At 59.7% G+C, this 21,649-nt stretch carries 22 protein-coding genes; 1 reads left to right on the top strand and 21 read right to left on the bottom strand.

Annotated elements, in window-relative coordinates:
• Positions 1–28: 28 nt before the first annotated feature.
• From ACR0L9_RS03770 to ACR0L9_RS03700, 15 genes are all read right to left on the bottom strand, one after another.
• Positions 29–892 carry an outer membrane protein assembly factor BamD gene (locus ACR0L9_RS03770; protein ID WP_170392015.1) on the bottom strand — a complete coding sequence of 288 codons (864 nt, stop codon included), beginning with the start codon at positions 890–892 and terminating at the stop codon, positions 29–31.
• A 126-nt stretch (positions 893–1,018) separates the two neighbouring features.
• Positions 1,019–1,939, bottom strand: coding sequence for a UDP-3-O-acyl-N-acetylglucosamine deacetylase (gene lpxC / locus ACR0L9_RS03765; RefSeq protein ID WP_170420844.1), 921 nt, complete (start codon positions 1,937–1,939; stop codon positions 1,019–1,021).
• A 214-nt stretch (positions 1,940–2,153) separates the two neighbouring features.
• Positions 2,154–3,755 carry a cell division protein FtsZ gene (gene ftsZ, locus ACR0L9_RS03760; RefSeq protein ID WP_480894831.1) on the bottom strand — a complete coding sequence of 534 codons (1,602 nt, stop codon included), beginning with the start codon at positions 3,753–3,755 and terminating at the stop codon, positions 2,154–2,156.
• Between the two features lie 349 nt (positions 3,756–4,104).
• Positions 4,105–4,524, bottom strand: a complete 420-nt coding sequence (locus ACR0L9_RS03755; RefSeq protein WP_170392021.1) for a hypothetical protein — start codon at positions 4,522–4,524, stop codon at positions 4,105–4,107.
• Positions 4,511–5,845 carry a cell division protein FtsA gene (gene ftsA / locus ACR0L9_RS03750; RefSeq protein ID WP_170392023.1) on the bottom strand — a complete coding sequence of 445 codons (1,335 nt, stop codon included), beginning with the start codon at positions 5,843–5,845 and terminating at the stop codon, positions 4,511–4,513. Before ftsA ends, ACR0L9_RS03755 begins: the two co-directional genes overlap by 14 nt.
• An 8-nt stretch (positions 5,846–5,853) precedes the next feature.
• Positions 5,854–6,858 (bottom strand): cell division protein FtsQ/DivIB, encoded by a 1,005-nt coding sequence (locus ACR0L9_RS03745; RefSeq protein ID WP_480894829.1) that lies wholly within the window; start codon positions 6,856–6,858, stop codon positions 5,854–5,856.
• Entirely contained in the window at positions 6,846–7,763 is a 918-nt protein-coding gene (locus tag ACR0L9_RS03740; protein WP_480894827.1) for a D-alanine--D-alanine ligase, read from the bottom strand. Before ACR0L9_RS03740 ends, ACR0L9_RS03745 begins: the two co-directional genes overlap by 13 nt.
• A gap of 108 nt (positions 7,764–7,871) precedes the next feature.
• The gene (murB, locus tag ACR0L9_RS03735) at positions 7,872–8,798 is read right to left on the bottom strand and encodes a UDP-N-acetylmuramate dehydrogenase (RefSeq protein WP_170801885.1); all 927 of its coding nucleotides are present in this window, start codon (positions 8,796–8,798) and stop codon (positions 7,872–7,874) included.
• Complete coding sequence (locus ACR0L9_RS03730) at positions 8,795–9,088, bottom strand: hypothetical protein (protein ID WP_170392030.1); 294 nt, start codon at positions 9,086–9,088, stop codon at positions 8,795–8,797. Before ACR0L9_RS03730 ends, murB begins: the two co-directional genes overlap by 4 nt.
• Before the next feature lie 23 nt (positions 9,089–9,111).
• Positions 9,112–9,378: a DUF2484 family protein gene (locus tag ACR0L9_RS03725; protein ID WP_170392032.1), complete on the bottom strand. Its 267-nt coding sequence runs from the start codon at positions 9,376–9,378 to the stop codon at positions 9,112–9,114.
• Positions 9,375–9,623: a DUF2484 family protein gene (locus ACR0L9_RS03720; RefSeq protein ID WP_170609391.1), complete on the bottom strand. Its 249-nt coding sequence runs from the start codon at positions 9,621–9,623 to the stop codon at positions 9,375–9,377. The genes ACR0L9_RS03725 and ACR0L9_RS03720 overlap by 4 nt, the downstream gene beginning before the upstream one ends.
• Before the next feature lie 4 nt (positions 9,624–9,627).
• On the bottom strand, positions 9,628–11,034 hold the full coding sequence (gene murC, locus ACR0L9_RS03715; RefSeq protein ID WP_480894825.1) for a UDP-N-acetylmuramate--L-alanine ligase: 1,407 nt from the start codon (positions 11,032–11,034) through the stop codon (positions 9,628–9,630).
• On the bottom strand, positions 11,031–12,128 hold the full coding sequence (locus ACR0L9_RS03710) for a UDP-N-acetylglucosamine--N-acetylmuramyl-(pentapeptide) pyrophosphoryl-undecaprenol N-acetylglucosamine transferase (protein ID WP_170392038.1): 1,098 nt from the start codon (positions 12,126–12,128) through the stop codon (positions 11,031–11,033). The genes murC and ACR0L9_RS03710 overlap by 4 nt, the downstream gene beginning before the upstream one ends.
• On the bottom strand, positions 12,128–13,291 hold the full coding sequence (ftsW, locus tag ACR0L9_RS03705) for a putative lipid II flippase FtsW (RefSeq protein WP_170392040.1): 1,164 nt from the start codon (positions 13,289–13,291) through the stop codon (positions 12,128–12,130). The genes ACR0L9_RS03710 and ftsW overlap by 1 nt, the downstream gene beginning before the upstream one ends.
• 252 nt (positions 13,292–13,543) lie before the next feature.
• Positions 13,544–13,837: a cupin domain-containing protein gene (locus ACR0L9_RS03700; protein WP_480894823.1), complete on the bottom strand. Its 294-nt coding sequence runs from the start codon at positions 13,835–13,837 to the stop codon at positions 13,544–13,546.
• Between the two features lie 236 nt (positions 13,838–14,073).
• On the opposite strand from ACR0L9_RS03700, the gene ACR0L9_RS03695 reads away from it, so the two are divergent.
• Complete coding sequence (locus tag ACR0L9_RS03695) at positions 14,074–15,252, top strand: BaiN/RdsA family NAD(P)/FAD-dependent oxidoreductase (RefSeq protein ID WP_170801888.1); 1,179 nt, start codon at positions 14,074–14,076, stop codon at positions 15,250–15,252.
• Here ACR0L9_RS03695 and ACR0L9_RS03690 read toward each other — a convergent pair.
• The 6 genes from ACR0L9_RS03690 to ACR0L9_RS03665 all read right to left on the bottom strand — a co-directional run bounded on the left by ACR0L9_RS03690 (position 15,249) and on the right by ACR0L9_RS03665 (position 21,649).
• Entirely contained in the window at positions 15,249–15,623 is a 375-nt protein-coding gene (locus ACR0L9_RS03690; RefSeq protein WP_255611713.1) for a glycine zipper family protein, read from the bottom strand. The two genes, ACR0L9_RS03695 and ACR0L9_RS03690, sit on opposite strands and share 4 nt — an antisense overlap.
• A gap of 112 nt (positions 15,624–15,735) precedes the next feature.
• A complete protein-coding gene (gene murD / locus ACR0L9_RS03685) occupies positions 15,736–17,130 on the bottom strand; it encodes a UDP-N-acetylmuramoyl-L-alanine--D-glutamate ligase (RefSeq protein WP_480894927.1) in 1,395 nt (464 codons plus the stop codon).
• Between the two features lie 13 nt (positions 17,131–17,143).
• The gene (locus ACR0L9_RS03680; RefSeq protein ID WP_170420824.1) at positions 17,144–17,674 is read right to left on the bottom strand and encodes an AAA family ATPase; all 531 of its coding nucleotides are present in this window, start codon (positions 17,672–17,674) and stop codon (positions 17,144–17,146) included.
• Complete coding sequence (mraY, locus tag ACR0L9_RS03675; protein ID WP_170392049.1) at positions 17,671–18,753, bottom strand: phospho-N-acetylmuramoyl-pentapeptide-transferase; 1,083 nt, start codon at positions 18,751–18,753, stop codon at positions 17,671–17,673. The genes ACR0L9_RS03680 and mraY overlap by 4 nt, the downstream gene beginning before the upstream one ends.
• Positions 18,753–20,171 (bottom strand): UDP-N-acetylmuramoyl-tripeptide--D-alanyl-D-alanine ligase, encoded by a 1,419-nt coding sequence (locus ACR0L9_RS03670; RefSeq protein ID WP_480894820.1) that lies wholly within the window; start codon positions 20,169–20,171, stop codon positions 18,753–18,755. The genes mraY and ACR0L9_RS03670 overlap by 1 nt, the downstream gene beginning before the upstream one ends.
• The gene (locus tag ACR0L9_RS03665; RefSeq protein ID WP_480894818.1) at positions 20,168–21,649 is read right to left on the bottom strand and encodes a UDP-N-acetylmuramoyl-L-alanyl-D-glutamate--2,6-diaminopimelate ligase; all 1,482 of its coding nucleotides are present in this window, start codon (positions 21,647–21,649) and stop codon (positions 20,168–20,170) included. The genes ACR0L9_RS03670 and ACR0L9_RS03665 overlap by 4 nt, the downstream gene beginning before the upstream one ends.

Raw genomic sequence — 21,649 nt, 5'->3', positions numbered from 1 at the left:
TAGCGTCCCAAGCCTTTAGCCATGGCCGTTACAACCACTCACCCTTGACGGTCTGGCGATAGATCGTGCTGAGCCAATTGTTACCTCGGCTCTTTAGATCGAGACCACGCGACGTCAGCAACGTGTACCCCGCGTCGTACCATTCCGAGGACTGATAGTTGTAACCCAGAATCGCACCCGCGGTCTGCGCCTCGTCCACCAGTCCCAGCGCCAGATACGCCTCGATCAGGCGATAGAGCGCCTCGGCGGTATGAGATGTGGTCTGAAAATCTTCGACCACCACGCGGAATCGGTTGATCGCCGCAGTGAAGTGATCCTGACGCAGATAATAGCGCCCGATCTCCATCTCTTTGCCAGCCAGGTGGTCAAAGGCAAGGTCGAATTTCAGTACGGCAGATGTGGCATACTCACTGTCTGGGTAGACTTCGATCACCGTGCGCAGCGCCTGCAGTGCCTGAAAGGTCAGCCCCTGATCACGACCCACTTCGTCGATCTGATCATAGTAGCTGAGCGCCAGAAGATACTGGGCATAGGCGGCGTCTTCGTCAGTGGGATAGAAATCGATATATCGCTGCGCGGCGGCGCGGCTTTCTTCATAGTTCTGGTCCGAATGGAATGAGAACGCCTGCATGATCAGCGCACGTTTCGCCCAATCGGAATAAGGATAAAGCCGCTCTACTTCAGAGAAATACCAAGCCGCGTCGTCCGAGCGATTCTGCGACAGCTCGTATTCACCGCGGGTGTAAATCTGTTCAGGTGTGAAACCTTCGAGGTTTTGGCTGCGGTCCGCCCCACGGTTACCAAACAGACCTCCGGCATTGCCACATGCCGTCAAAGTTGCTGCCAGAAGAAGCGCACCTGCGATTCTGACTGCCGCTTTGCTGCCAACCATTCCGCCCATCCTTGTCGTCTACTTAGCGGGAATTACCCCTGATCGGGCCTCGGTCTAGCACATAAAATTCCAGTGCAAAACGCCTTATCCACCCTCATGGCGCAAATGTCGTCAGAGTTGATCAGATCACGCAACCTGCGGGATTTCGCTTCGCACAAGGCCCTGGCCGGGCAGACGCGCGGCTTGTTCAGGGGTACAAAGGATCGGACGCACAGCGCCCGGTGTTTCGAACAGTTTGCGCAGCAATGTGTTGGTCATCGAATGCCCCGACTTCTCGCCGACAAAGCGCCCCAGAATCGGACCGCCTGCCAGATAGAGATCACCCAGAGCGTCCAGCATTTTGTGGCGCACCGCTTCATCCGTGTGACGGAAGCCACCCGGGGTCAGGACTTCGTCGCCCTGTACGACTACGGCATTGTCCAACGTGCCGCCCAAAGCCAATCCGTTTTCACGCATCGCTTCAACATCTGTGCGGCGGCAAAACGTGCGACTGTCGCAGAGTTCACGCGCAAACGAACCATTGCGCATGTCCAAAACTTTTGTCTGGCTTCCAATGGCGTCATCTTCGAAATCAATGTGGAACTCGATCTCCAGACCTTCCGCAGGCGCGATAGATGCCTTTGCGCCCTCGCGTTCAACAGAGACGGGTTTAAGCACCTCATAAGCCAATACCGGACTAGCCTGACGACGAACGCCTTTGGCCATGATGCCCCGAACAAAGGCCACGGACGAACCATCCATGATCGGGACTTCGGGACCGTCGATTTCAATCAGCGCATTATGGACACCACATCCGGCAAGTGCCGCCATGATGTGTTCCACAGTCGATACCGACACATTCGCATCGTTAACCAATCGTGTGCAAAGAGGCGTCCGCTCAACAACGTCATAGATAGCGGGGATCAACGCATTGCCCAGCTCGATATCAGTCCGTTTGAACCAGATTCCATGACCTGCCGCTGCAGGCTTCAGAACCATCGTCGCAGGCTTGCCGCTATGCAGCCCAGTGCCCACAAACGTGACTGAAGATTTGAGCGTATGTTGCAATGTGAGCCTCGGTGAGTTGTGTCCAGCCTATCAGGGGCTGTGTTGCACCCTCAACTAAGGAAGGGGGCATTAAGGCTCAACTCACCTTTTGCAACCGAATGAAACATGAATGTGACACATCGGCAAATCCCTGCTTACACCAGCTCAACACCTTGTGTTTCCACAAAAAAGGGCCGCGCGACGGCGGCCCTTCGAGATGATTTTGTTACCGCGATCAGTTGGCCTGACGCCGTAGGAAGGCGGGAATTTCGATGCGCTCCTGATCAGGATCGGCTTCATCCTGAACAGGTGCCGTTGCGTCAACCGACCGCATCGCAGGCTGTTGGCGTACCGGTTGAGCGGGCGTATCGGCCGCATGGCCGGTCATCCGGTCAATCAATCGGTTGAAGCCAAAACGCGGGCGATCCTCGGTCGCTTGCTGCGGCTGAGGGGCCGGTTCGCGAGGTGCCTCAGGCGTCGGACGCAGCCGGTTCGAAGGTACTTTCTGAACTGCGGCCTGCAACCGCTGCATCGCTTCCGGAGACGGTGTGCCGGGGGTCTGGGCACGCGGTGCGTCGTAGGTGTCGACTGTCTCTTTGACTTCGGGTTGCGGTTCGAACTGCGCCACCTGAGGCTGATAGGCGGGCGGAGGCAGCCCGTCATCGTCCTGCTCGGCAGCGGGTTGTTCGTCTTGCCAGCCTTCATTGAACTCGACATCTTCGATGGACTCGAAGAGCGTGGGCGCAATGTTGTCCTCAGCCGGGGCCTCATCTGCAGCGATTTGTTCAGGCGTGGAGTCTTCTGCCGAAACCGTGCGTGTCAGCGGAGCCGACATCGAACGGCGGGCGACCGGTACATCTTCGCTTTTCTCGCTGGCATCGATACCGGTGGCAACGACTGAAACGCGCATTCCGCCTTCCATCTCGGTGTCGAGGGTCGAACCGACAATGATATTGGCCTCCGGGTCCACTTCCTCGCGGATGCGGTTGGCGGCCTCGTCCAGTTCGAACAGGGTCAGGTCGTGCGCACCGGTGATGTTGATTAGCACACCCTTGGCACCCTTGAGGCTGATTTCGTCCAACAGCGGGTTGGCAATGGCCTTCTCGGCTGCCTGAATGGCGCGATCTTCACCGGTCGCTTCGCCTGTGCCCATCATCGCCTTGCCCATCTCGTCCATCACGGCACGAACGTCGGCGAAGTCGAGGTTGATCAGACCCGGACGCACCATCAGGTCGGTTACGCCTTTGACACCCTGATACAGGACATCGTCGGCCATCGAGAACGCCTCGGTAAACGTGGTCTTTTCGTTGGCCAGACGGAACAGGTTCTGGTTCGGAATGATGATCAGCGTGTCAACGACTTTCTGCAGCGCATCAACGCCGTCTTCGGCCTGACGCATACGCTTGGCGCCTTCGAACTGGAAGGGTTTGGTGACAACGCCAACGGTCAGGACACCCAGCTCCCGCGCTGCCTGCGCGATGATCGGCGCCGCGCCGGTGCCTGTGCCGCCACCCATGCCGGCGGTAATAAAGCACATATGTGCGCCCGCTAGGTGATCGACGATCTGTTCGATGCTTTCTTCAGCTGCTGCAGCACCCACGGTTGGACGCGCACCTGCACCTAACCCTTCGGTGACTTTGACGCCCAGCTGCACCCGCGCCGACGAACGGCTTTGCTGCAGCGCCTGTGCGTCTGTGTTGGCGACGACAAATTCTACGCCGTCCAACTGTTTTTCAATCATGTTGTCGACAGCATTGCCCCCAGCGCCGCCAACGCCAAATACGGTAATCCGAGGCTTGAGTTCGTCGTGCCCGGGCATCGAAAGATTTAATGTCATGCTCTGTCCGCCTGTTTTTTATGTTGCCGCAAAATGCGGTTTTTCTGACCTATCCACAGTCGATTTTACTGTGTCATTTCGGAAACGTCACCAGAAAAATCGCACGAATCCACAAAATATGGAGGAAATAAGGCAGCAAACAGCGGCATTTCGCTGTTACCGCGACATGTTGCGGCGAAAGACTCATGCGCTACTACACACGGAAAGACCCCGCCCACCTTGAGGGGGGGTGTAAAACTTTTAGTCACTCGTTTGGTCGCGGAAAACTGCTCAATGTCCTGCCGCTGGGCCTCTGCCGGGCCTTGAGCCTTATTTTGCGGCAATTTGGCAGTTGCCGCAACTGATTTCTTTAGCCTACCGGGGCACTTGGGCAATTCAGGCCATCTTCAGAGATGCTACGGACCTCTTGCATTTCGCTGCCGACGAAGCGCGCCAGCCGCACCATCAACCGGTCATTGTACAGGTAGGGCCACCAGCAGACTGGCAGGCCATCGGGCGCATCATCGTACAGAAAACAGATCTGGCCATTTGGCGTGGTGATCTGGCCATAGACACAGCCCCGCCCCTCCATCCGCCAGACCGAGAGAGTCGGGCTGAGAAATTCCTCAGTTCCGACCAACATACCGCTTCGGATTTCATGGAAGGTGATCGTTTTGCCAACGACGGCGCTCAGAAACGCCTCTGGCGTAATCAGGGTTTGAGCCGGGGCCGCAGCGGGTCCAAGGGCCGCGCCAACGGCTGCACCACGCAGGGCATTACCAATTGTCACGGAACCAGCGCACGGCGCGCTTGAACGGGCGCGCGGCATAGGTGTCGACCGGGATCTCAAAATCCCACCATTCGTCCTGAGGATGCGCCGCAAACAGGCTAAGCCCCACTGCCGAAGAAAAACCGGGCCCGGTCGCGGATTGCGGCAGGCCATGAACACGCAGCGGGCGGCCCAAACGAACACGCTGACCCAGAATCCGGCTGGCAAGCCCGTCTAGCCCCATGATCTGGCTGCCACCACCAGTCAGAACGATCTGCTGGCTTGGCAGGTGGTCGAAACCGGCAGCGTCCAGACGAGTACGCACCTCTTCGAGAATCTCCTCGACGCGGGGGCGCATGATGCCGATCAACTCGGCACGGCTGACGGTACGGCGGTCATGCTCCCAATCGCCAGTATCGCCACCGATGTCGATCAGGTCGCGATCATCGGCTCCGGTCGCGTGAACGCCACCGTTAAAGGTCTTGATCCGTTCGGCCACCGCTGCGGGCACGCCGAGGCCCATCGAAATGTCGCTGGTCACGTGATCCCCGCCCATGCGCACGCAATCGGCATAGATCATGTGTTTCTTCATGAAGATCGAGATGCTGGTGGTGCCGCCGCCCAAATCGATACAGGCCGCGCCCAACTCCTGTTCGTCCTCGACCAATGCGGAAATGCCCGAGACATAGGCTGAGTTCGCAATCCCTGCCAGCTCCAGATCGCAGCGCTTGATGCAGCGGACGATGTTCTGGATCGCCACCGCATCGACGGTTAGCATGTGCATATCCACTGCAAGGCTCTGCCCCAACTGTCCACGCGGATCGATTAGTCCCGAGCGGTTGTCGAGCGCGAAATTCACCGGTTGCGCATGCAGTACCTCGCGCCCTTCGCCGTAATCGGGCACGTCGCAGGCGTTCAGGACACGACCGACCTCGGCTTCGGTAACCAATTGGCCTTCCAGATCAACCTGCGCATCCAGCCCGTAGGAACGCGGGTTCGCCCCTGAGAAGGATGCAATCACGTGATCGACGCGGATATCGGCCATCTTCTGCGCCGCCTGCAGCGCGGTGCGGATGGCGCGCTCGGTCTCCTGCATCGCTGTGACTTCGCCGAACTGCACCCCGCGCGAGCGGGTAGTCGCAGCGCCGATGACGCGGAACCCGGTCTGACCGGCCATGGAGCCGATCGAGTTATCCTCGGACAACCGCCCCGTCCCGTCGAAGCGCAATACAAGGCAAGCGATTTTGGAGCTGCCGACATCCAGGATAGCAACTACACCGCGTTGCATTGCCTGCCGGCGCATCTGCCGCATAGCCCTTTGGGACTGATAAAGATCGGTCATCATGGTCGTTACTGCCCGCTACTCACATCTACTTTTGTGTTCCACCAGTCTTCGCTGGCCGTTTTGTTCATTCGGATGGTCGGTCGCTGCCCCAGTCGCATGTCGACCACGGCCACGTCACGTTCTAGAAGGTCCTGCACCTCGTTCACCGCCAACACGCGTTCCAGCGCGCGCGCCGGACGTTCGGTCGGCAACATGATGCGCTGGTTGCGATCCAGCACCAGATCCCAGCGCCGTTCGCCAACGCGCACCAAACCGCGCACGCGTTCGCCCAAGCTGCGGGCTGTGGTCAGGATTTGCAGCGCCTCGGGGACATGTTTGTTCGCGCCCTTCCCTGCGATCAGTGGCAGGGCTGCGTGATCGGCGCGTGCTGAAACACGGTCAACATGGGCTCCGGTTTCATCCAATAGCTCGATCCCGTCTCGGGTGCGCCAGACGATGACCGGCTGGCGTTCGACCACATCAACCTGAAGAATCCCGCCAGGGCGAATGCGTACGGTTGCCGATTTCACCGGGTCAAGCCCGGTGATGGTGTCGCGGATCAACTCCACATCCAGATCCCACGAGCTGAGCGGGAAATCGAGCGGCACGATCTCGCGGATATCCTCAGACAGTGCGGTTCCTGCCCCGTCGATGGCCATCAAGTTGACCATGAATTCGGGGCGCTCCTGGATCGAGGTCTTGATGTCGGCGATATAGGTGCTGACCGCCTCACGACGTTCTTCGGCGGCAAAGAAGCCACCCACCAAACCAACGACGGTCAGAACCGGCAGGCCAATTTTTAGCCCGCGCCGGATGCCGGGGGTGAGCATCCAGCGCTGAAAGCGGTAGCTGAGGCGCGAGGGCGCGGGGTCCGCGTTGCGCGCGCGGCCAAAAAGACGCGCCCCACGCAGAAACAGCTTGGGTTCGGTTTTTGGCTCGGGCCTTGGCGCGGCGGTGAAATCGGCATCCGGCCCCGCCAGCGGTTTGGTCCGGTGGATCACCGGCGCGCGGGTGGCGGTCAGCGGTCGCATGAGGCGTCCTCCACCATCCAGGCGCAGAGCTGGCCGAAACTGATGCCAAGGTGTTCAGCCTGTTCGGGCACCAGAGAGGTCGGCGTCATGCCGGGCTGGGTGTTGGTTTCCAGCAGGAACAGCCCGTCGGCGCCCTTGCTGTCATCCCAGCGGTAATCGGTGCGGGACACGCCGCGACACCCCAGCGCGTTATGCGCCTTAACCGCGTAATCCATGCAGCGGTCAAAGATATCCTGCGGGATCTCGGCGGGCAGCACATGCCACGAGCCGCCGGGCTTGTACTTGGCATCATAATCGTACCAACCGCCATCGGTCATGATCTCGGTCACCGTCAGGGCGCGATCGCCCATCACGGTCACGGTCAGTTCACGGCCCGCGACGTATTTCTCGACCATCACCTGATCAGGCATCGCCTCGTCCAGTTGCGGCGGGCCGTTGGCATTTTCATGCACGATATAGATGCCGACGCTGGAACCTTCGTTGTTGGGCTTGGCCACATAGGGCGGCTCCATCACATGGACCTCGACCACCTCGACCTTGGGAACGATCAGGCTGGGTACGATAGGTAATCCTTCGGCGGCGTAGACCTCTTTGCTGCGCTGTTTGTCCATCGCAAGGGCCGAAGCCAGCACGCCGGAATGCGTGTAAGGAATGCGCATCCATTCCAGTAGCCCCTGCACACAGCCATCCTCGCCCCAGCGTCCATGCAGGGCGTTGAACACCACATCGGGCTTGATATCGGTAAGGCGAGCAGCAAGGTCCGGACCTGCGTCCAGTTCGACCACTTCAAAGCCTTCACCCACAAGAGCGGCTGCGCATTCGCGCCCAGAGCTGAGAGACACCTCGCGTTCCGCCGAGGGGCCACCCATCAATACCGCCACTTTGAGGTTTGTCCTGCTCGACATACCCAATGTGCGCCTCAATGTCCCCGGACCTTATGTGGTGGTCCGTACTGCGTTTATGCCTTTGATCCGTCGTCCTAATTTGCCTGTTATGGTCTGACGGTCGGGGCTTTATTCTTCCAGCGGATCACCGACCCGCATGATTTCCCACTCTAGCGTGATGCCGCTTGTTTCGTAAACCTTTTTTCGCACCTCTTCGCCCAGACCTTCGAGGTCTGCGGCGGTGGCGTCGCCTGTATTGATCATGAAATTCGAGTGTTTGGGACTCATCTGCGCGCCACCTTTTGTGGCCCCGCGCATACCCGCGTCATCGATCACTTTCCACGCCTTGAGGTCATGCACATCGTCCGCGCGCCCAGTCGACGAGAACCCGGCTGGATTACGGAAGGTCGACCCGGCGCTGCGGTCCTTGGTGGGTTGAGTTTCGTCGCGCTTTTTTAGCTGCGCCTCCATGCGAGCGTGCAGCTCAGCTGGATCGCCCGAGGGGCCTTGAAACGTCGCCGAGATCAGCACCGCGCCTTCGGGCAGGTCGGACTGGCGATAGCGGAAGCTGAGGTCTTGCGGGGTCAGGTCCACGATCTCTCCGGCGCGGGTGACGACGGTAGCCTTTTGCAGCACATCCGCCGTATAGCTGCCGTAACAGCCCGCGTTCATGCGCACGGCCCCGCCGATCGAGCCTGGTATCGTGCGCAGGAAAGTCAGGTCCACACCTCCATCCGCTGCTTTACGCGCCACATGCGCATCCAGCGCGGCGGCACCCGCGCTGACGGTATTGCCCTCGACCGAGATGCCATTGAACCCGCGCCCCAATCGGATCACCACCGCCCGCAGACCACCATCACGGACGATCAGATTGGATCCGACACCCATAGGAAAGATGGGAACATCCGTAGGCAGATCACGCAGAAACGACTGAAGGTCTTGGGTATCGGCGGGTTGAAACAGATAATCCGCAGGTCCGCCGACGCGCAGCCAGGTGAGTTCGGAAAGAGAACGCGCAGCGGACAAGCGGCCACGGACGTCGGGCAGTTCGCTCATGCGCCTTCACGCGATGCAAGGCTGCGCCCGCCTACACCACCCATGATCACCGCAAACAGGAAGGGCAGGACCGCACCGGTCAGCCAGACGAAGGGGCCGAACGCCTGTTCCTCTTCCCCGGTGCCGACACTGGCCAGCATTATGATCAGTACCAGACCAAGGGCCGAGGTCAGCCCGATCAGCCACAGCAGTGCCTTGAGGCCGATCCAGCGCGCGGCGACAAAACCCGCAAGCGTCCCGAGGATCAGGGTAATCAGCGGCAAATAGGCGAAAGTGGCGATGTCGACCATGGGGGCCTCCTGAAAATGGCCAGTTACTTGTTCGCCGCCTTCATGCCCTGCATTTTCGCCTTTGTCCAACGGGTGAGGTAAATCACCGGCCAACGCAGAACTGACATACCTGCAGCCAGAACCAGCAGCCCGATCCATGGACCATTTTCATAGGTGACATAGCCTAGGATAGGGACGCCAACGGCGATCAGAAAATAGGCGCGCCGCCAATGGTTGTCCTTGCTGGGCAACATCGCCAACACGTTGGCGACAACACCCCACAGACCGGCAAGCGCAATCGACCAGTTCATTCCGACACCTCTTTACCCGTCCACTTGCGCCAGTAGTAGCGGATCGGGTTGCGGTACATCGAAACAAAACCGCCAGCAGCCAGGATTCCGACGAACCAGCCATAGTCTAAACTCAGCCACAGAATCAGAGCAGGCGCGCCGGCAAACAGTACAACACCCGGTGGGAATTGCAGGTGCATCGGCAGCATCGCCACAATGGTGGAAGCGAAGACCCAGACGCAGGCGAGTATGAGCGATAGCGCCACGAGGTTAGCTCGCTTTGGCGATTAACCGGTCAGGCAAACCGTTGGCCCAGGTACTGATCGTACCTGCGCCGAGGCAGACAACCATATCGCCCGGGCGGGCCTGTTCACGGACAAGGCGGGCCAGGTCTTCTTCGTTCAAGATCGCGCGCGCGTGGCGGTGGCCGTGGCGGATCAGGCCCTGCACAAGATCGTCACGGCTGGCACCTTCGATCGGATCTTCGCCTGCGGCAAAGACCTCGGCAATAGCGACCACGTCGGCGTCGTTGAAGCAGGTGCAGAAATCGTCAAACAGGTCGGACAGGCGGGAGTACCGGTGCGGCTGGTGGACTGCGATGACGCGGCCCTCGGTGGCCTGACGCGCGGCCTTGAGGACGGCCGCGATCTCAACCGGATGATGGCCGTAATCATCGATGATAGTGACGCCATCGATTTCTCCAACCTTGGTGAAACGGCGGTTGACGCCGCCGAAATTGGCCAGCGCATCGCGGATCTCGGACTTTTTCATGCCCAAATGACGGGCCACGGCCACGGCAGACAACGCGTTCGAGACGTTGTGATCGCCGGGCATTGGAAGGGTGCAACCTTCGATCACCTTGTCTTCATGGCGTAGGTGGATGTCGAAATGGGCGACGCCACCCTTATAGGTCAGGTTTTCGGCCCGCACATCGGCCTGTGCGTTGAAACCATAGGTGCGCACGCGGCGGTCGGAGATGCGGCCAACAAGCGCCTGCACCTCGGCATGATCTGTGCAGCAGACGGCCAAGCCATAAAACGGCAGGTTCGAGACGAACTCGTAAAACCCGTCGCGCAGTTGGTCGAAATCGCCCCAGTGCTCCATATGCTCGGGGTCGATATTGGTGACGATGGCGATGGTTGCAGGCAGGCGATTGAATGAGCCGTCGCTCTCATCCGCTTCAACCACCATCCATTCGCCCTGCCCCATGCGGGCGTTGCTGCCATAGGCGTGGATGATGCCGCCATTGATGACAGTGGGGTCGAAATCGCCCGCGACCATTAGTTCCGCCATCATAGTGGTTGTTGTGGTCTTACCGTGAGTTCCGGCGATGGCAATGTTCGAGCGCAGGCGCATGAGTTCCGCCAGCATGTCGGCGCGACGGACGACGGGCAGGCCCTGCGCGCGTGCCTCGTCCAGTTCCGGGTTCCCCGGTTTGATCGCAGTTGAGACCACGACCACGGCGGCGTTCTGCAAGTTCTCGGAACGCTGGCCTTCGAAAATCTCAGCACCCAGCCCAGCCAGCCGGTCAGTAATCTTCGAGGTTTTCAGGTCCGAACCTTGTACACGGTAGCCAAGATTCAAAAGCACCTCTGCGATACCCGACATCCCGATCCCACCGATGCCCACGAAGTGGATCGGTCCAACGTCCTGCGGCAGTTTGGTTGCTGGATTCATGAGGTCTCCTTCTGCGCCAGTTGCTCGACAAGGGCGACCAGACGCTCGGTGGCGTCCGGTGCCCCGACCGATAGCGCGGCATGGGCCATTTGCTGTGCGGCTTCGGGGTTGGTGAGAACCGTGGTCATTTGCTGTGTCAGCGCGGGAACGTCAAGGGCGTTTTCGGGGATCATGATCGCACCGCCTGCCTGAACCAATCCACGCGCATTGGCTGTTTGATGATCTCCGGCAGCCGTGGCAAGCGGGATCAAAATCGACGGGCGGCCAATCACGGAAATGTCGGCGATACTGGAGGCACCTGACCGGCTGACAACCAGCTGCGCGTCGGACATACGGCGAGGTACGTCGTCAAAGAAAGGCTGTACATCGGCGCGTATGCCGTGATCGGCGTAAAAGGCCTTGACCCGTTCACCATCCTCATCGCGGGCCTGATGCGAGACGCGGATATACCCGCGCAGATATTCAGGCAGCGCAGCGATGGCCCCCGGCACCACGTCACTGAGGATACGTGCGCCCTGTGAGCCGCCCATCACCAGGACGGACATCGGGTACTCCCCAGGCGGGATATAGGGGGCAGCAGCGCGTTCAAGAACGGAGGCGCGAACCGGGTTACCAGTGTGTATGCCCTTGGACCCTTCAGGCAGATCGGTGGGCCAGACACCACAGGCCACTTGAGCCACACGGGTGGCAAACAGTTGGTTTACCCGGCCCAGAACGCCATTTTGTTCATGGATCATACGCGGCAGCTTCAGCAGGATGGCCGCGCCCAGCGCCGGTATCGACGGATAGCCGCCAAAGCCCACCACCACATCCGGCTTGTCACGCATCATCTGCGCAGCCATGCCAGTGACTCCAGCAGCAATCTTGGGTCCAACCAACATCTTGGCCGCTAATCCGCCTCGGGCGAAGGTGGCCGAGGATGCCTCGACAATCTCGACGTCTGCGGGGAACGCGCCGGTATAGCGCGCTCCGCGCGGGTCGGTGGACAGGCGCACACGCCAGCCTTTCTGTAGCATCGCCTCGGCCAACGCCTGCGCGGGGAACATGTGGCCCCCGGTGCCACCTGCTGCGATTAGTAGATAAGGTTTGCCCATCAGCCTCGTCCGCGCAGAATGTCGCCCAGCTCGCCCTGCGGGCGGGTTCGGGTGAAGGCCAGCAACATGCCAACCGCGATGCCACCTGCAATCAGGGACGATCCGCCATAACTGACAAACGGCAGCGTCATGCCCTTGGCGGGCAGAAGACGCACGGCGACGCCCATGTTGATCATAGCCTGCACGCCAAACATGCAGGCCAGACCAGTGCCAGCCAGACGGATGAACATGTCGCGTTCGCGCATCAACCGCAGCAGCGAGCGCACAACGATCAGGGAATAGAGCGCGATGATAATCAGCACGAGGATCAACCCGTATTCCTCAGCCGCGACCGCGATGATGAAATCCGTATGCGCATCAGGCAGAGACCACTTGACCTGCCCCTCACCCACGCCGACGCCAAACAGACCGCCTTCGCGGATGGCATTGGTGGCATACCCAAGCTGGGTGGTGGGATCGAGTTCCTGATTAAGAAAACCATCGATACGACGGGCAAAGTGCTCGGAATTGGAATAGGCGAACATTCCGCCCAGAACCACGGCTCCGGCCATTCCGACCAGCAATAGCATCGGGGCTCCGGCGACAAAATACATCACACCCCAACCAAAAAGGATCAGGCAGGCCTGCCCGAAATCGGGCTGCATCACCAGCATTGCCACGATGGACATACACAGTGCAAAGGACCACAACCGCCCCGGCGGGCCGTTGATTTCCTGTGATGCGGCCAGCAGCCATGCGGCCACCACGACAAAACCGGGCTTGAGGAACTCGGATGGCTGCAACGAGGCAAAACCCAGCGAATACCAGCGCACCGCGCCTTTGCCAAAGTCTGTACCGAAGACCGGCAAGAAGGCCAGCGCCACGAACGAGGCCAGAAAGCCCAGAATCGCCAGCCGCCGCACCAGTGTCGGCGACATCATTGAGGTCAGCAGCATCGCGACCAGCGCCAGCCCGCCAAAGATCGCCTGACGTTCTACATAGTGGAAAGGATCGAACCCGTTACGCCCCGCCAGTGGCGGCGACGAGGCCAGCCCAAGCAAAAGCCCGATGACAAACAGGATCAGAACGCAGGACATCGTCCAGCGATCAATCGTTCGCCACCACTTCGGAAGAATCGGTTCTCCGCGCTGGTCCTGGACCGCGCCATACACCATCTCAGTCATGAGATACCGCCACTATCTGCCTCGTTAACGTCCCGTTTTCGGGATCTGGTTGAGAGTCTACAGGGATTTTTACATTTGGGCTAGCAGAATGACAGGCAGAACTGGAATTCCGGAACGATGAGCCGCCGTTGACAAACGCGCATGCATTCAAGCAGCGCATGCTGCCTGTTCTGATCGACGGCCCGTTGAGGCTCGGTTTGAGTTTATCCAAATATCAACCGCGCCCAACGTCATTGTTCAAAAAGTAAATCGTCAGTCTTTGATGGGGTATCTGTCAGGCTCTTCAAACACATCGATCACTCGGGAACCCGCCTTGATGCGCCCGCCATGCTCCACTCCGGCTGGGATAGAATAGCTGTCGCCGGGCAGATAAACTTTCGTCTCTCCGCCAATGGTGAGTTCAATTTCTCCTTCCACCACCGTACCCCATTGGGCACCATGTGAATGTAGTGGGAGTTCCATTTCTTTAAGAAAAGTAAAAAAGGCGACCAAACCAGCATCAGATCGAATGACTGCCGTCTGCACGACGTCTTCGGGAAATGGCACGTCTAGTCTTGGAAAGTCTGTAATGAAGTTTGGAAAGCGCATATTTTTATCCCTTCAAATGGATCTAACCGGCAAGCATTAGCACAGAGCCTAGCATGTCAGAATGCACTACGAGTAAAAATCCACATACCATATGGCACAAACCCATGTGCTGCTGAGAAATTCCGTGGGCCAAACCCACACCGTTTTTGGTCTGCGCTCTTGCCATCGCTCACAATCCACGCCATGCGCAGCATATGGATTTCGAGACGATCATCCTCGGTGCTGGCGCGGCCGGCATGATGTGCGCAGCCCATTGCGGTGGCCAGGCGCTGGTGATCGACCATGCAAAAGCTCCCGGAGAAAAGATCCGCATCTCGGGTGGTGGACGATGCAATTTCACCAATATGTATGCGGGACCGGGCAATTTCCTGTCTCAGAATCCGCATTTCAGCAAATCAGCGCTGGCGCGATATACACAGTGGGACTTCATCGAGCTGGTCGATCGCCATGGCATTGCATGGCATGAAAAAACGCTTGGGCAATTGTTCTGCGACGGGTCTTCGAAACAGATCGTCCAGATGCTGCTGAATGAAATGGTCAAGGCCGAGGCCGAGCTCTGGGTGCAGACGTCGCTGCGCAACTTGCGCAAAACCGAAAGCGGTTTCGCTTTGGATGTCGAACGCGATGGCAAGCACATCCCTCTGACCTGTCGCAATCTGGTTCTGGCCACGGGTGGCAAATCGATCCCCAAAATGGGCGCAACGGGGTTGGCCTATGACATCGCGCAGCAATTCGGGCTGCAGATAACCGAGACACGGGCGGCGCTGGTGCCGTTCACCTTCTCGGACGGTCGGTTCAAGGATCTGTCCGGCGTCTCCCTGCCCGCTCGACTATCAAACGAGCGCAGCAGTTTCGACGAGGCTTTGTTGTTCACCCATCGCGGGTTGAGCGGTCCTTCGGTACTGCAATTGTCTTCGTACTGGCGCGAGGGTGAGGCAATATGGGTCAACCTGATCCCCGATTTGCCTTTATACGATCTGCTTCGCGATCAGCGGCAGGCTGTTGGGCGCAAGGCGCTGACCACCGAATTGGCACGCCACCTGCCCACGCGTCTGGTGGAATACCTCGCACACCATATCCCGATGAAGGGCAATCTTGCGGATCAGTCCGACACGGCGCTGTCGGAACTGATCGCCGCATTGTCCAACTGGCGGCTTACGCCGTCGGGCACCGAGGGCTATCGCACCGCCGAGGTCACTCTGGGCGGAATCGACACTGACGGGCTGTCGTCCAAAACCATGGAGGCCAGGGATGTCCCCGGCCTCTATGTCATTGGTGAAGCGGTGGATGTCACCGGCTGGCTTGGCGGTTACAACTTCCAATGGGCGTGGTCCTCGGGCCACGCCGCCGGAAGTGCCATCGCAAGCCGTTAGCCTACGACGTTGTAACCCCGTCCGCGCATACAGTTGCGCACGATGACTTCCTTGTTCTGGTTCTTGTTGATCACGTCAGCGCCTGCACCAACCAACGCACCGGCAACGGCGGCGCGACCCAGGTTGTCGCTGCTGTCCTGAACGATGCCGGTGACGGCTGCAGCACCTGCAGCGCCGATTGCGGCATTACCTGCGGTCGATCCGTCAACGCTGGCCTGCGAGGCTGCAAGTTGCTGGCACTGATACAGGTCCGAGTTGTAGTTAGGGCCTACCGGGCCATCGATCACGGGCTGATAGTTGGCCCCGGTATTGGTGCAAGCCGCAGCAGCCAGCAGCGCTGGTACGACCAGAAGAAGTTTACGGTTTGGCATATTCATGACCTCGTGTTGAATTTCCTGAAGGCAAAAACCAATGCAGGCAGTGCGTCAAGCAGATAGGCCCACAGCTTCGCCGAACCGGCGATCTATTGCAAACGCATTGCTTTCAGAGGTGTTTTTTAACCTGAACCACGAAGTCATCGCCACGTTGCTCGAAGTTGTCATACTGGTCGAAACTGGCCGCAGCAGGTGCCAATAGAACGGTTTCACCGGGCTGCGCATCGGCCATGGCCTGCATAACCGCCGCTTCCATAGTGGTGCAGACTTGCGCATCGGCCTGCAACTGCATTGCAAAGCTCGCCGCCTCACGCCCGATGACGTAGGCCTTGATTACGTGGTCCCCTGCCCCGTTCAGCGCCTCAAGCCCGCCTTCTTTCTCAAGCCCGCCACAGATCCAACGTATCTTCTTGAACGCGCTCAAGGCTTTGAGGGCGCTATCTACGTTGGTGGCTTTCGAGTCATTCACATAGGTCACACCGTCCGCCTCGGCGATGATCTGACTGCGGTGCGGCAGACCCGGGAAGCTGTGCAGCGCGTCTTCGATCACGCGCGGAGCAAGGCCCAGCGATCGGCAGGCGGCATAGGCGGCGCAGGCGTTCTGGTGATTATGCGCACCGGGCAGGCCCTTGATCTCACGCAGGTCGATCGATCCGGCCTGTCGGCCCTTGCGGTATTCCGACAGGAAACCCTTGCGGGCAAAGACCTGCCAACCCGACCCGGTCAGCTTGCGCGCCACCGAGACGCGGATCACCCGGTCATCCGACGGCCCCTCGGCCAGTTGCCCGGCCAGAAACGCGCCCTCGGCTTCATCGATGCCGATCACGGCGCGATCCGGGCCGCCTTCGGCGAACAGGCGACGCTTGGCGGCAAAGTAACCACCCATTCCACCATGTCGATCCAAGTGATCAGGTGAAAGATTGGTGAAAACCGCCACATCCGGCGTCAGTGCGCGGGCCAGTTCGGTCTGGTAGCTCGATAGCTCCAGTACCACGACCGATCCATCGCTACCTGGGTCGATGTCCAGCACGCCGCGCCCAATGTTGCCCGCCAGTTGCGAGTCGCGCCCGGACTCGGTCAGGATATGGTGGATCAACGCAGCGGTGGTTGATTTGCCATTCGATCCCGTCACCGCGATGACGCGCGGTGGGATGTCGTAGTTGTTCCATTCAGGGCCTGCGAAAGAGCGAAAGAACAGACCTATATCATTGTCGACCGGAACTCCGGCTTCCAACGCAGCGGCCACAACCGGGTTCGGCGCGGGGTAGAGATGAGGGATGCCGGGCGAGACAATTAGTGCGGCAATATCGTCAAACGCCGCGTGGCGGCGCAGATCGACACACGAGAATCCCTCGACCTCTGCCGCTTCACGCGCGGCGGGGTTGTCATCCCAGCAGATCGGCTCAGCCCTGCCAGCGCGCAGCGCTCGTGCGGTGGTCAGACCCGACCGACCTAGCCCCAGAACCGCTACTTTCTGCCCTGAAAACCCTTTGACCGGGATCATTGCCATACACCTTCTATCCGAGCCGCTCTTCCAGCCAGTCCGCCCGCCAAGAGACCGGCCCTTTTGGAACGTTTTCTATTACGAACCCATAGTCTGGTAACCGGTCGCACAAAGCATCGTATTCCGCAATAGCTGCGGCCAAGTTGTGCCGCCGGTCATCATCCTGTTCGAATATCTCAGGCCAAGGAGGAAAGAGAAACACGCATGGGTCGTAGCCCAAGTGTAGTATCTGTTCACGCACTTTGGTCTCCAACGGTGTACCGGTTCGATCAAACCAAATCAGCGCGTCCAATGCCGAACGATCAAATAGCACAAGATCATCTTTGGCATTGCTGAAGTCAGATATCGCAAGTTCAATGATCCTGCGGCAGAATACCTCGGAGTTGACCCAAGGCAGAGCGCGACCACCACCTTGTCTTTCCTCGGCAATGACACGACGACCCGGCTCGGAAACTGTTGAATATCCGCGTCGGGCCATCTCCTCCAGCAGTGTTGATTTGCCACCACCGGAGCATCCAGAAAGCACGATGCAACGCGGGCTCATCTGACTTTCAGCGTCGCCAGCCCGATCATCGCTAAGATCAGTGAAATGATCCAGAACCGGATCACGATGGTGGGTTCAGCCCAACCCTTTTTCTCATAATGGTGATGGATCGGCGCCATCAGGAACACGCGCTTTCCGGTCCGTTTGAAATATAGAACCTGGATGATCACACTTAAAGCTTCAACCACGAACAGCCCGCCCACGACTGCCAATACCAACTCGTGTTTGGTAGCCACGGCAATCGCGCCCAGCGCACCACCCAGAGCCAGTGATCCGGTATCACCCATGAAAACCGCCGCCGGAGGGGCGTTGTACCACAAGAATCCCAGCCCCGCACCGAACAGCGCTGAAGTGAAGATGAAGATTTCACCGGTGCCAGGCACATAGTGAACATCAAGATACTCGGTGAAGTCGACCCGCCCAACCGCATAGGCAATCACACCAAGGGTCGAGGCCGCGATCATCGCGGGCATGATCGCCAGCCCGTCCAGACCATCTGTCAGGTTCACCGCGTTGGCCGCACCCACAATGACGATCACCGCAAAGGGGATATAGAAAAGGCCAAGATTGATCAGCGTATCCTTGAACACCGGCAGAGCCAGTTGGTTTTGCAAATCGCTGGGATGGTGCAGCGTCGCCCAGAGTGACGCCAGCACGGCGATGATGATCCCCAGCGCCAACCGCATTTTACCGGAAACGCCCTTTGTGTTCTGCTTTGAGACCTTGGCATAATCGTCCGCAAAGCCGATGGCCGCATAGGCCAGCGTCACGAACAGTACCATCCAGACATATGGATTGTCCCAGCGCGCCCAGATCAGGGTCGAGGTGACCAGCGCACCCACGATCAGCAGCCCGCCCATGGTAGGGGTTCCAGCCTTGGACAGATGCGCCTCGGGGCCGTCATCGCGGATCGGTTGACCTTTGCCTTGCCGTTTGCGCAATACGTTGATCAAGGGTTTTCCGAACAAAAACCCAAAGATCAGCGCAGTCAGAAAGGCGCCCCCTGCCCGGAAGGTGATATAGCGGAAGAGGTTCCAGAAATCCCCTCCGTCCGACAGGGCGGTTAACCAATAGAGCATTACAAAACCTTTCTCACAATACGGCGGCTCTCTGGCGCGCTGCCATGCCCCATTTGCCGCAGACCGTCAACGATCTGCGCCAGAGCCATGCTGAGGGAGCCCTTGGCCATCACTACATCGCCGCTACGGATCAATTCCGGCAGATGGGCGGCCATCTCATCGCTGGTTTCCGTCCACAACCCGCGCTTGCCCTCGGGCAGAGCCTGATGCAGCGCTTGCATCAACGGGCCGATGCAATGAACCTGATCGACATGCGCCATCGCAGGCACCTCGGCCATGGCGGCGTGCATCGCCTGCTCTTGCGCACCAAGCTCTTTCATGTCGCCCAGAAACGCGATCTTGCGTTTGCCCGCCGACGCAGACAGCACGTCGAGAGCGGCCTCCATCGAGGTTGGATTGGCGTTGTAGCTGTCATCGAGCAGTTCAATCTGCCCGCCATCTGGCAGCGCGATCACCTCGCGCACACCGCGCCCTTTGACCGGAGACCAGCCGCGCAGACCGGCAATCGCCTGATCCAGATCGACCCCCAGCGCGACACAGGCCGCCAGAGCGCCCAGCGCATTCATAGCAAAGTGAGTTCCCGCGGATTGGACATCGAATGTGATGTCTGCGCCGCCGACAATACCGTGTCCCCGCACCGAGTCAGGGCCTTGGAGCACGTTGGTCAGGGCATAGTCCCGCGCCTTGTGGCCAAATTCGACGATCCTTGCACCATGCGCAGCGGCGCAGTCGCGCAAGATGCCCGCGTGTTCGATATCGGCGTTGACGATAGCGGTGCCGCCCTCGGCCAGCCCGTCGAAGATCGCAGCCTTTTCAAAAGCAATACCCGCAACCGAGTCGAAGGCTTCGAGGTGGACGGCGGCTACTGTGGTCACCAGCCCCACATGCGGTTGCGCCTGACGCGCCAGCGGAGCGATTTCGCCCGGATGATTCATGCCGATCTCGATCACCGCGAACTCGGTGTCGCGCGGCATTCGCGCCAGCGTCAAAGGCACGCCCCAATGGTTATTGTAGCTGGCGACGCTGGCATGAGTTTTGCCTTGCGTCTCCAGAATGCTGGCCAGCATTTCCTTGGTCGAGGTTTTACCCACGCTGCCAGTCACCCCCACCACGCGCGCACCTGTCCGGGCGCGAGCCGCCTGCCCCAACGCCTCTAGACCCGTCTGCACATCGTCGACGATCAACAGCGGTGCATCTTCGGGCACGCCTTCGGGAATATGCGACACAAGCGCTGCGCCTGCGCCTTTTACAAGCGCTTGGGCGACGAAATCATGGCCGTCGCGGGCAGCCTTCAACGCAACGAACAGGTCACCCGGCTGCAGGGTGCGCGTGTCGATGGAGACGCCGTTCACCTGCCAATCGGTGGTGGCGCGCCCGTTGGTGGCCTCTGCGGCCTCGGCTGCGGTCCAGAGCGTCATGCGACCCTCCCGTCCAGCGCGGCAACGCTGATACTGGCCTGTTCCACATCGTCAAAGGGCAGGACCTGATCTCCGACGATCTGGCCGGTTTCGTGTCCCTTGCCCGCAATCAGCAGAGCGTCGCCCGGTTGCAGCGCGTCGATGCCGCGCAGGATGGCCTCGGCCCGGTCGCCGACTTCCGTGGCTTCGGGTGCGCCCAACATGACAGCACCGCGGATGGTGGCCGGGTCTTCGCTGCGTGGGTTGTCATCGGTAACAAAGACCAGATCGGCGTTTTCAGCAGCGGCCCGCCCCATCAATGGGCGTTTAGTGGCGTCTCGGTCACCGCCTGCACCAACAATGGCGATCAGACGTCCCATGACATGCGGGCGCATCGCCTTCAGTGCAGTGGCCACGGCATCCGGCGTATGCGCGTAATCGACAAACACCGCCGCGCCGTTGTCGCGGGTGGCAGCCAGCTGCATCCGTCCGCGCACGGTGATCAGGTGCGGCAAGGTTTCGAACACGCGGTCGGGGTCCTCGCCCGCCGCGATGACCAATCCGCAAGCCAGCAAAACGTTCTCGGCCTGAAAGCCGCCGATCAGATTCAGGCGGGTTTGATAGGCCTTGCCTTTCCATGAAAAGCGCAAATCCTGCCCGGTCGCGTCAAAGCGTTGATTCAGAAGACAAAGATCAGAACCCTCAGGGCCTACGGTGATGATATTCTGGCCGCGTGCCTCGGCGATCTTGCGCATCTCGGCACCCTTGGGATCACCAAGGTTGACCACAGCGACCCCGTCTTCGGGCAGCACACGATCAAACAGACCCGCCTTGGCTGCGAAATAAGCCTCGAACGTGTCGTGATAGTCCAGATGATCCTGCGTGAAATTCGAGAACCCGGCAGCGGTCAGATGCACCCCGTCCAAGCGACGCTGTTCAAGCCCGTGCGAGGAGGCCTCCATCGCCGCATGGGTCACGCCATTTTCGGCAGCTTCGGCGAGACAGCGGTGCAGAGTGACCGGCTCGGGTGTTGTATGGGCCAGCGGCGCAGTCCATGCGCCCTCGACCCCGGTGGTGCCCAGGTTGACGGCGGCAAGTCCAAGCTCGGTCCAGATCTGGCGGACGAAACTGGCGACCGAGGTTTTTCCATTGGTGCCGGTGACCGCCACGATAGTCTGCGGTTGCGCGCCAAACCAAAGGGCGGCGGCCCCTGCCAGTGCCTGACGGGGGTCTTCCGTGACGATCAGCGCAGCATCGGATGCGGCCAGTTCGTCGGTGGCGATCTCGGCCCCTTTCGCGTCCGTCAGGATCGCGGCGGCCCCCATGCGCAAGGCGTATTGGATGAACTCACCGCCATGGACGCGGGTGCCGGGAAGAGCTGCGAACAGGAAGCCGTCTTTGACCTCGCGGCTGTCGACAGCCAGACCGGTGATTTCGGGATTGGCCCCTCCCCGTGCGGTCAGGGCCAGTTCGCTGAGTTTCTTTGACCGATTGCCCAT

The sequence above is a fragment of the Ruegeria sp. I3 genome (assembly GCF_056532525.1).
Note: the sequence above shows the minus strand (reverse complement) of the source record. Positions and strands in the feature narration are given on the sequence as shown.

What these genes read in the sequence shown, in the direction of transcription:
- ACR0L9_RS03770 (WP_170392015.1), bottom strand. Translation starts at nt 892, where the DNA reads ATGGTTGGCAGCAAAGCGGCAGTCAGAATCGCAGGTGCGCTTCTTCTG.
- ftsZ (WP_480894831.1), bottom strand. Translation starts at nt 3,755, where the DNA reads ATGACATTAAATCTTTCGATGCCCGGGCACGACGAACTCAAGCCTCGG.
- ftsA (WP_170392023.1), bottom strand. Translation starts at nt 5,845, where the DNA reads ATGACCGATCTTTATCAGTCCCAAAGGGCTATGCGGCAGATGCGCCGG.
- ACR0L9_RS03745 (WP_480894829.1), bottom strand. Translation starts at nt 6,858, where the DNA reads ATGCGACCGCTGACCGCCACCCGCGCGCCGGTGATCCACCGGACCAAA.
- ACR0L9_RS03740 (WP_480894827.1), bottom strand. Translation starts at nt 7,763, where the DNA reads ATGTCGAGCAGGACAAACCTCAAAGTGGCGGTATTGATGGGTGGCCCC.
- murB (WP_170801885.1), bottom strand. Translation starts at nt 8,798, where the DNA reads ATGAGCGAACTGCCCGACGTCCGTGGCCGCTTGTCCGCTGCGCGTTCT.
- ACR0L9_RS03730 (WP_170392030.1), bottom strand. Translation starts at nt 9,088, where the DNA reads ATGGTCGACATCGCCACTTTCGCCTATTTGCCGCTGATTACCCTGATC.
- ACR0L9_RS03725 (WP_170392032.1), bottom strand. Translation starts at nt 9,378, where the DNA reads ATGAACTGGTCGATTGCGCTTGCCGGTCTGTGGGGTGTTGTCGCCAAC.
- murC (WP_480894825.1), bottom strand. Translation starts at nt 11,034, where the DNA reads ATGAATCCAGCAACCAAACTGCCGCAGGACGTTGGACCGATCCACTTC.
- ACR0L9_RS03710 (WP_170392038.1), bottom strand. Translation starts at nt 12,128, where the DNA reads ATGGGCAAACCTTATCTACTAATCGCAGCAGGTGGCACCGGGGGCCAC.
- ftsW (WP_170392040.1), bottom strand. Translation starts at nt 13,291, where the DNA reads ATGACTGAGATGGTGTATGGCGCGGTCCAGGACCAGCGCGGAGAACCG.
- ACR0L9_RS03695 (WP_170801888.1), top strand. Translation starts at nt 14,074, where the DNA reads ATGGATTTCGAGACGATCATCCTCGGTGCTGGCGCGGCCGGCATGATG.
- ACR0L9_RS03690 (WP_255611713.1), bottom strand. Translation starts at nt 15,623, where the DNA reads ATGCCAAACCGTAAACTTCTTCTGGTCGTACCAGCGCTGCTGGCTGCT.
- murD (WP_480894927.1), bottom strand. Translation starts at nt 17,130, where the DNA reads ATGATCCCGGTCAAAGGGTTTTCAGGGCAGAAAGTAGCGGTTCTGGGG.
- ACR0L9_RS03680 (WP_170420824.1), bottom strand. Translation starts at nt 17,674, where the DNA reads ATGAGCCCGCGTTGCATCGTGCTTTCTGGATGCTCCGGTGGTGGCAAA.
- mraY (WP_170392049.1), bottom strand. Translation starts at nt 18,753, where the DNA reads ATGCTCTATTGGTTAACCGCCCTGTCGGACGGAGGGGATTTCTGGAAC.
- ACR0L9_RS03670 (WP_480894820.1), bottom strand. Translation starts at nt 20,171, where the DNA reads ATGACGCTCTGGACCGCAGCCGAGGCCGCAGAGGCCACCAACGGGCGC.
- ACR0L9_RS03665 (WP_480894818.1), bottom strand. Translation starts at nt 21,649, where the DNA reads ATGGGCAATCGGTCAAAGAAACTCAGCGAACTGGCCCTGACCGCACGG.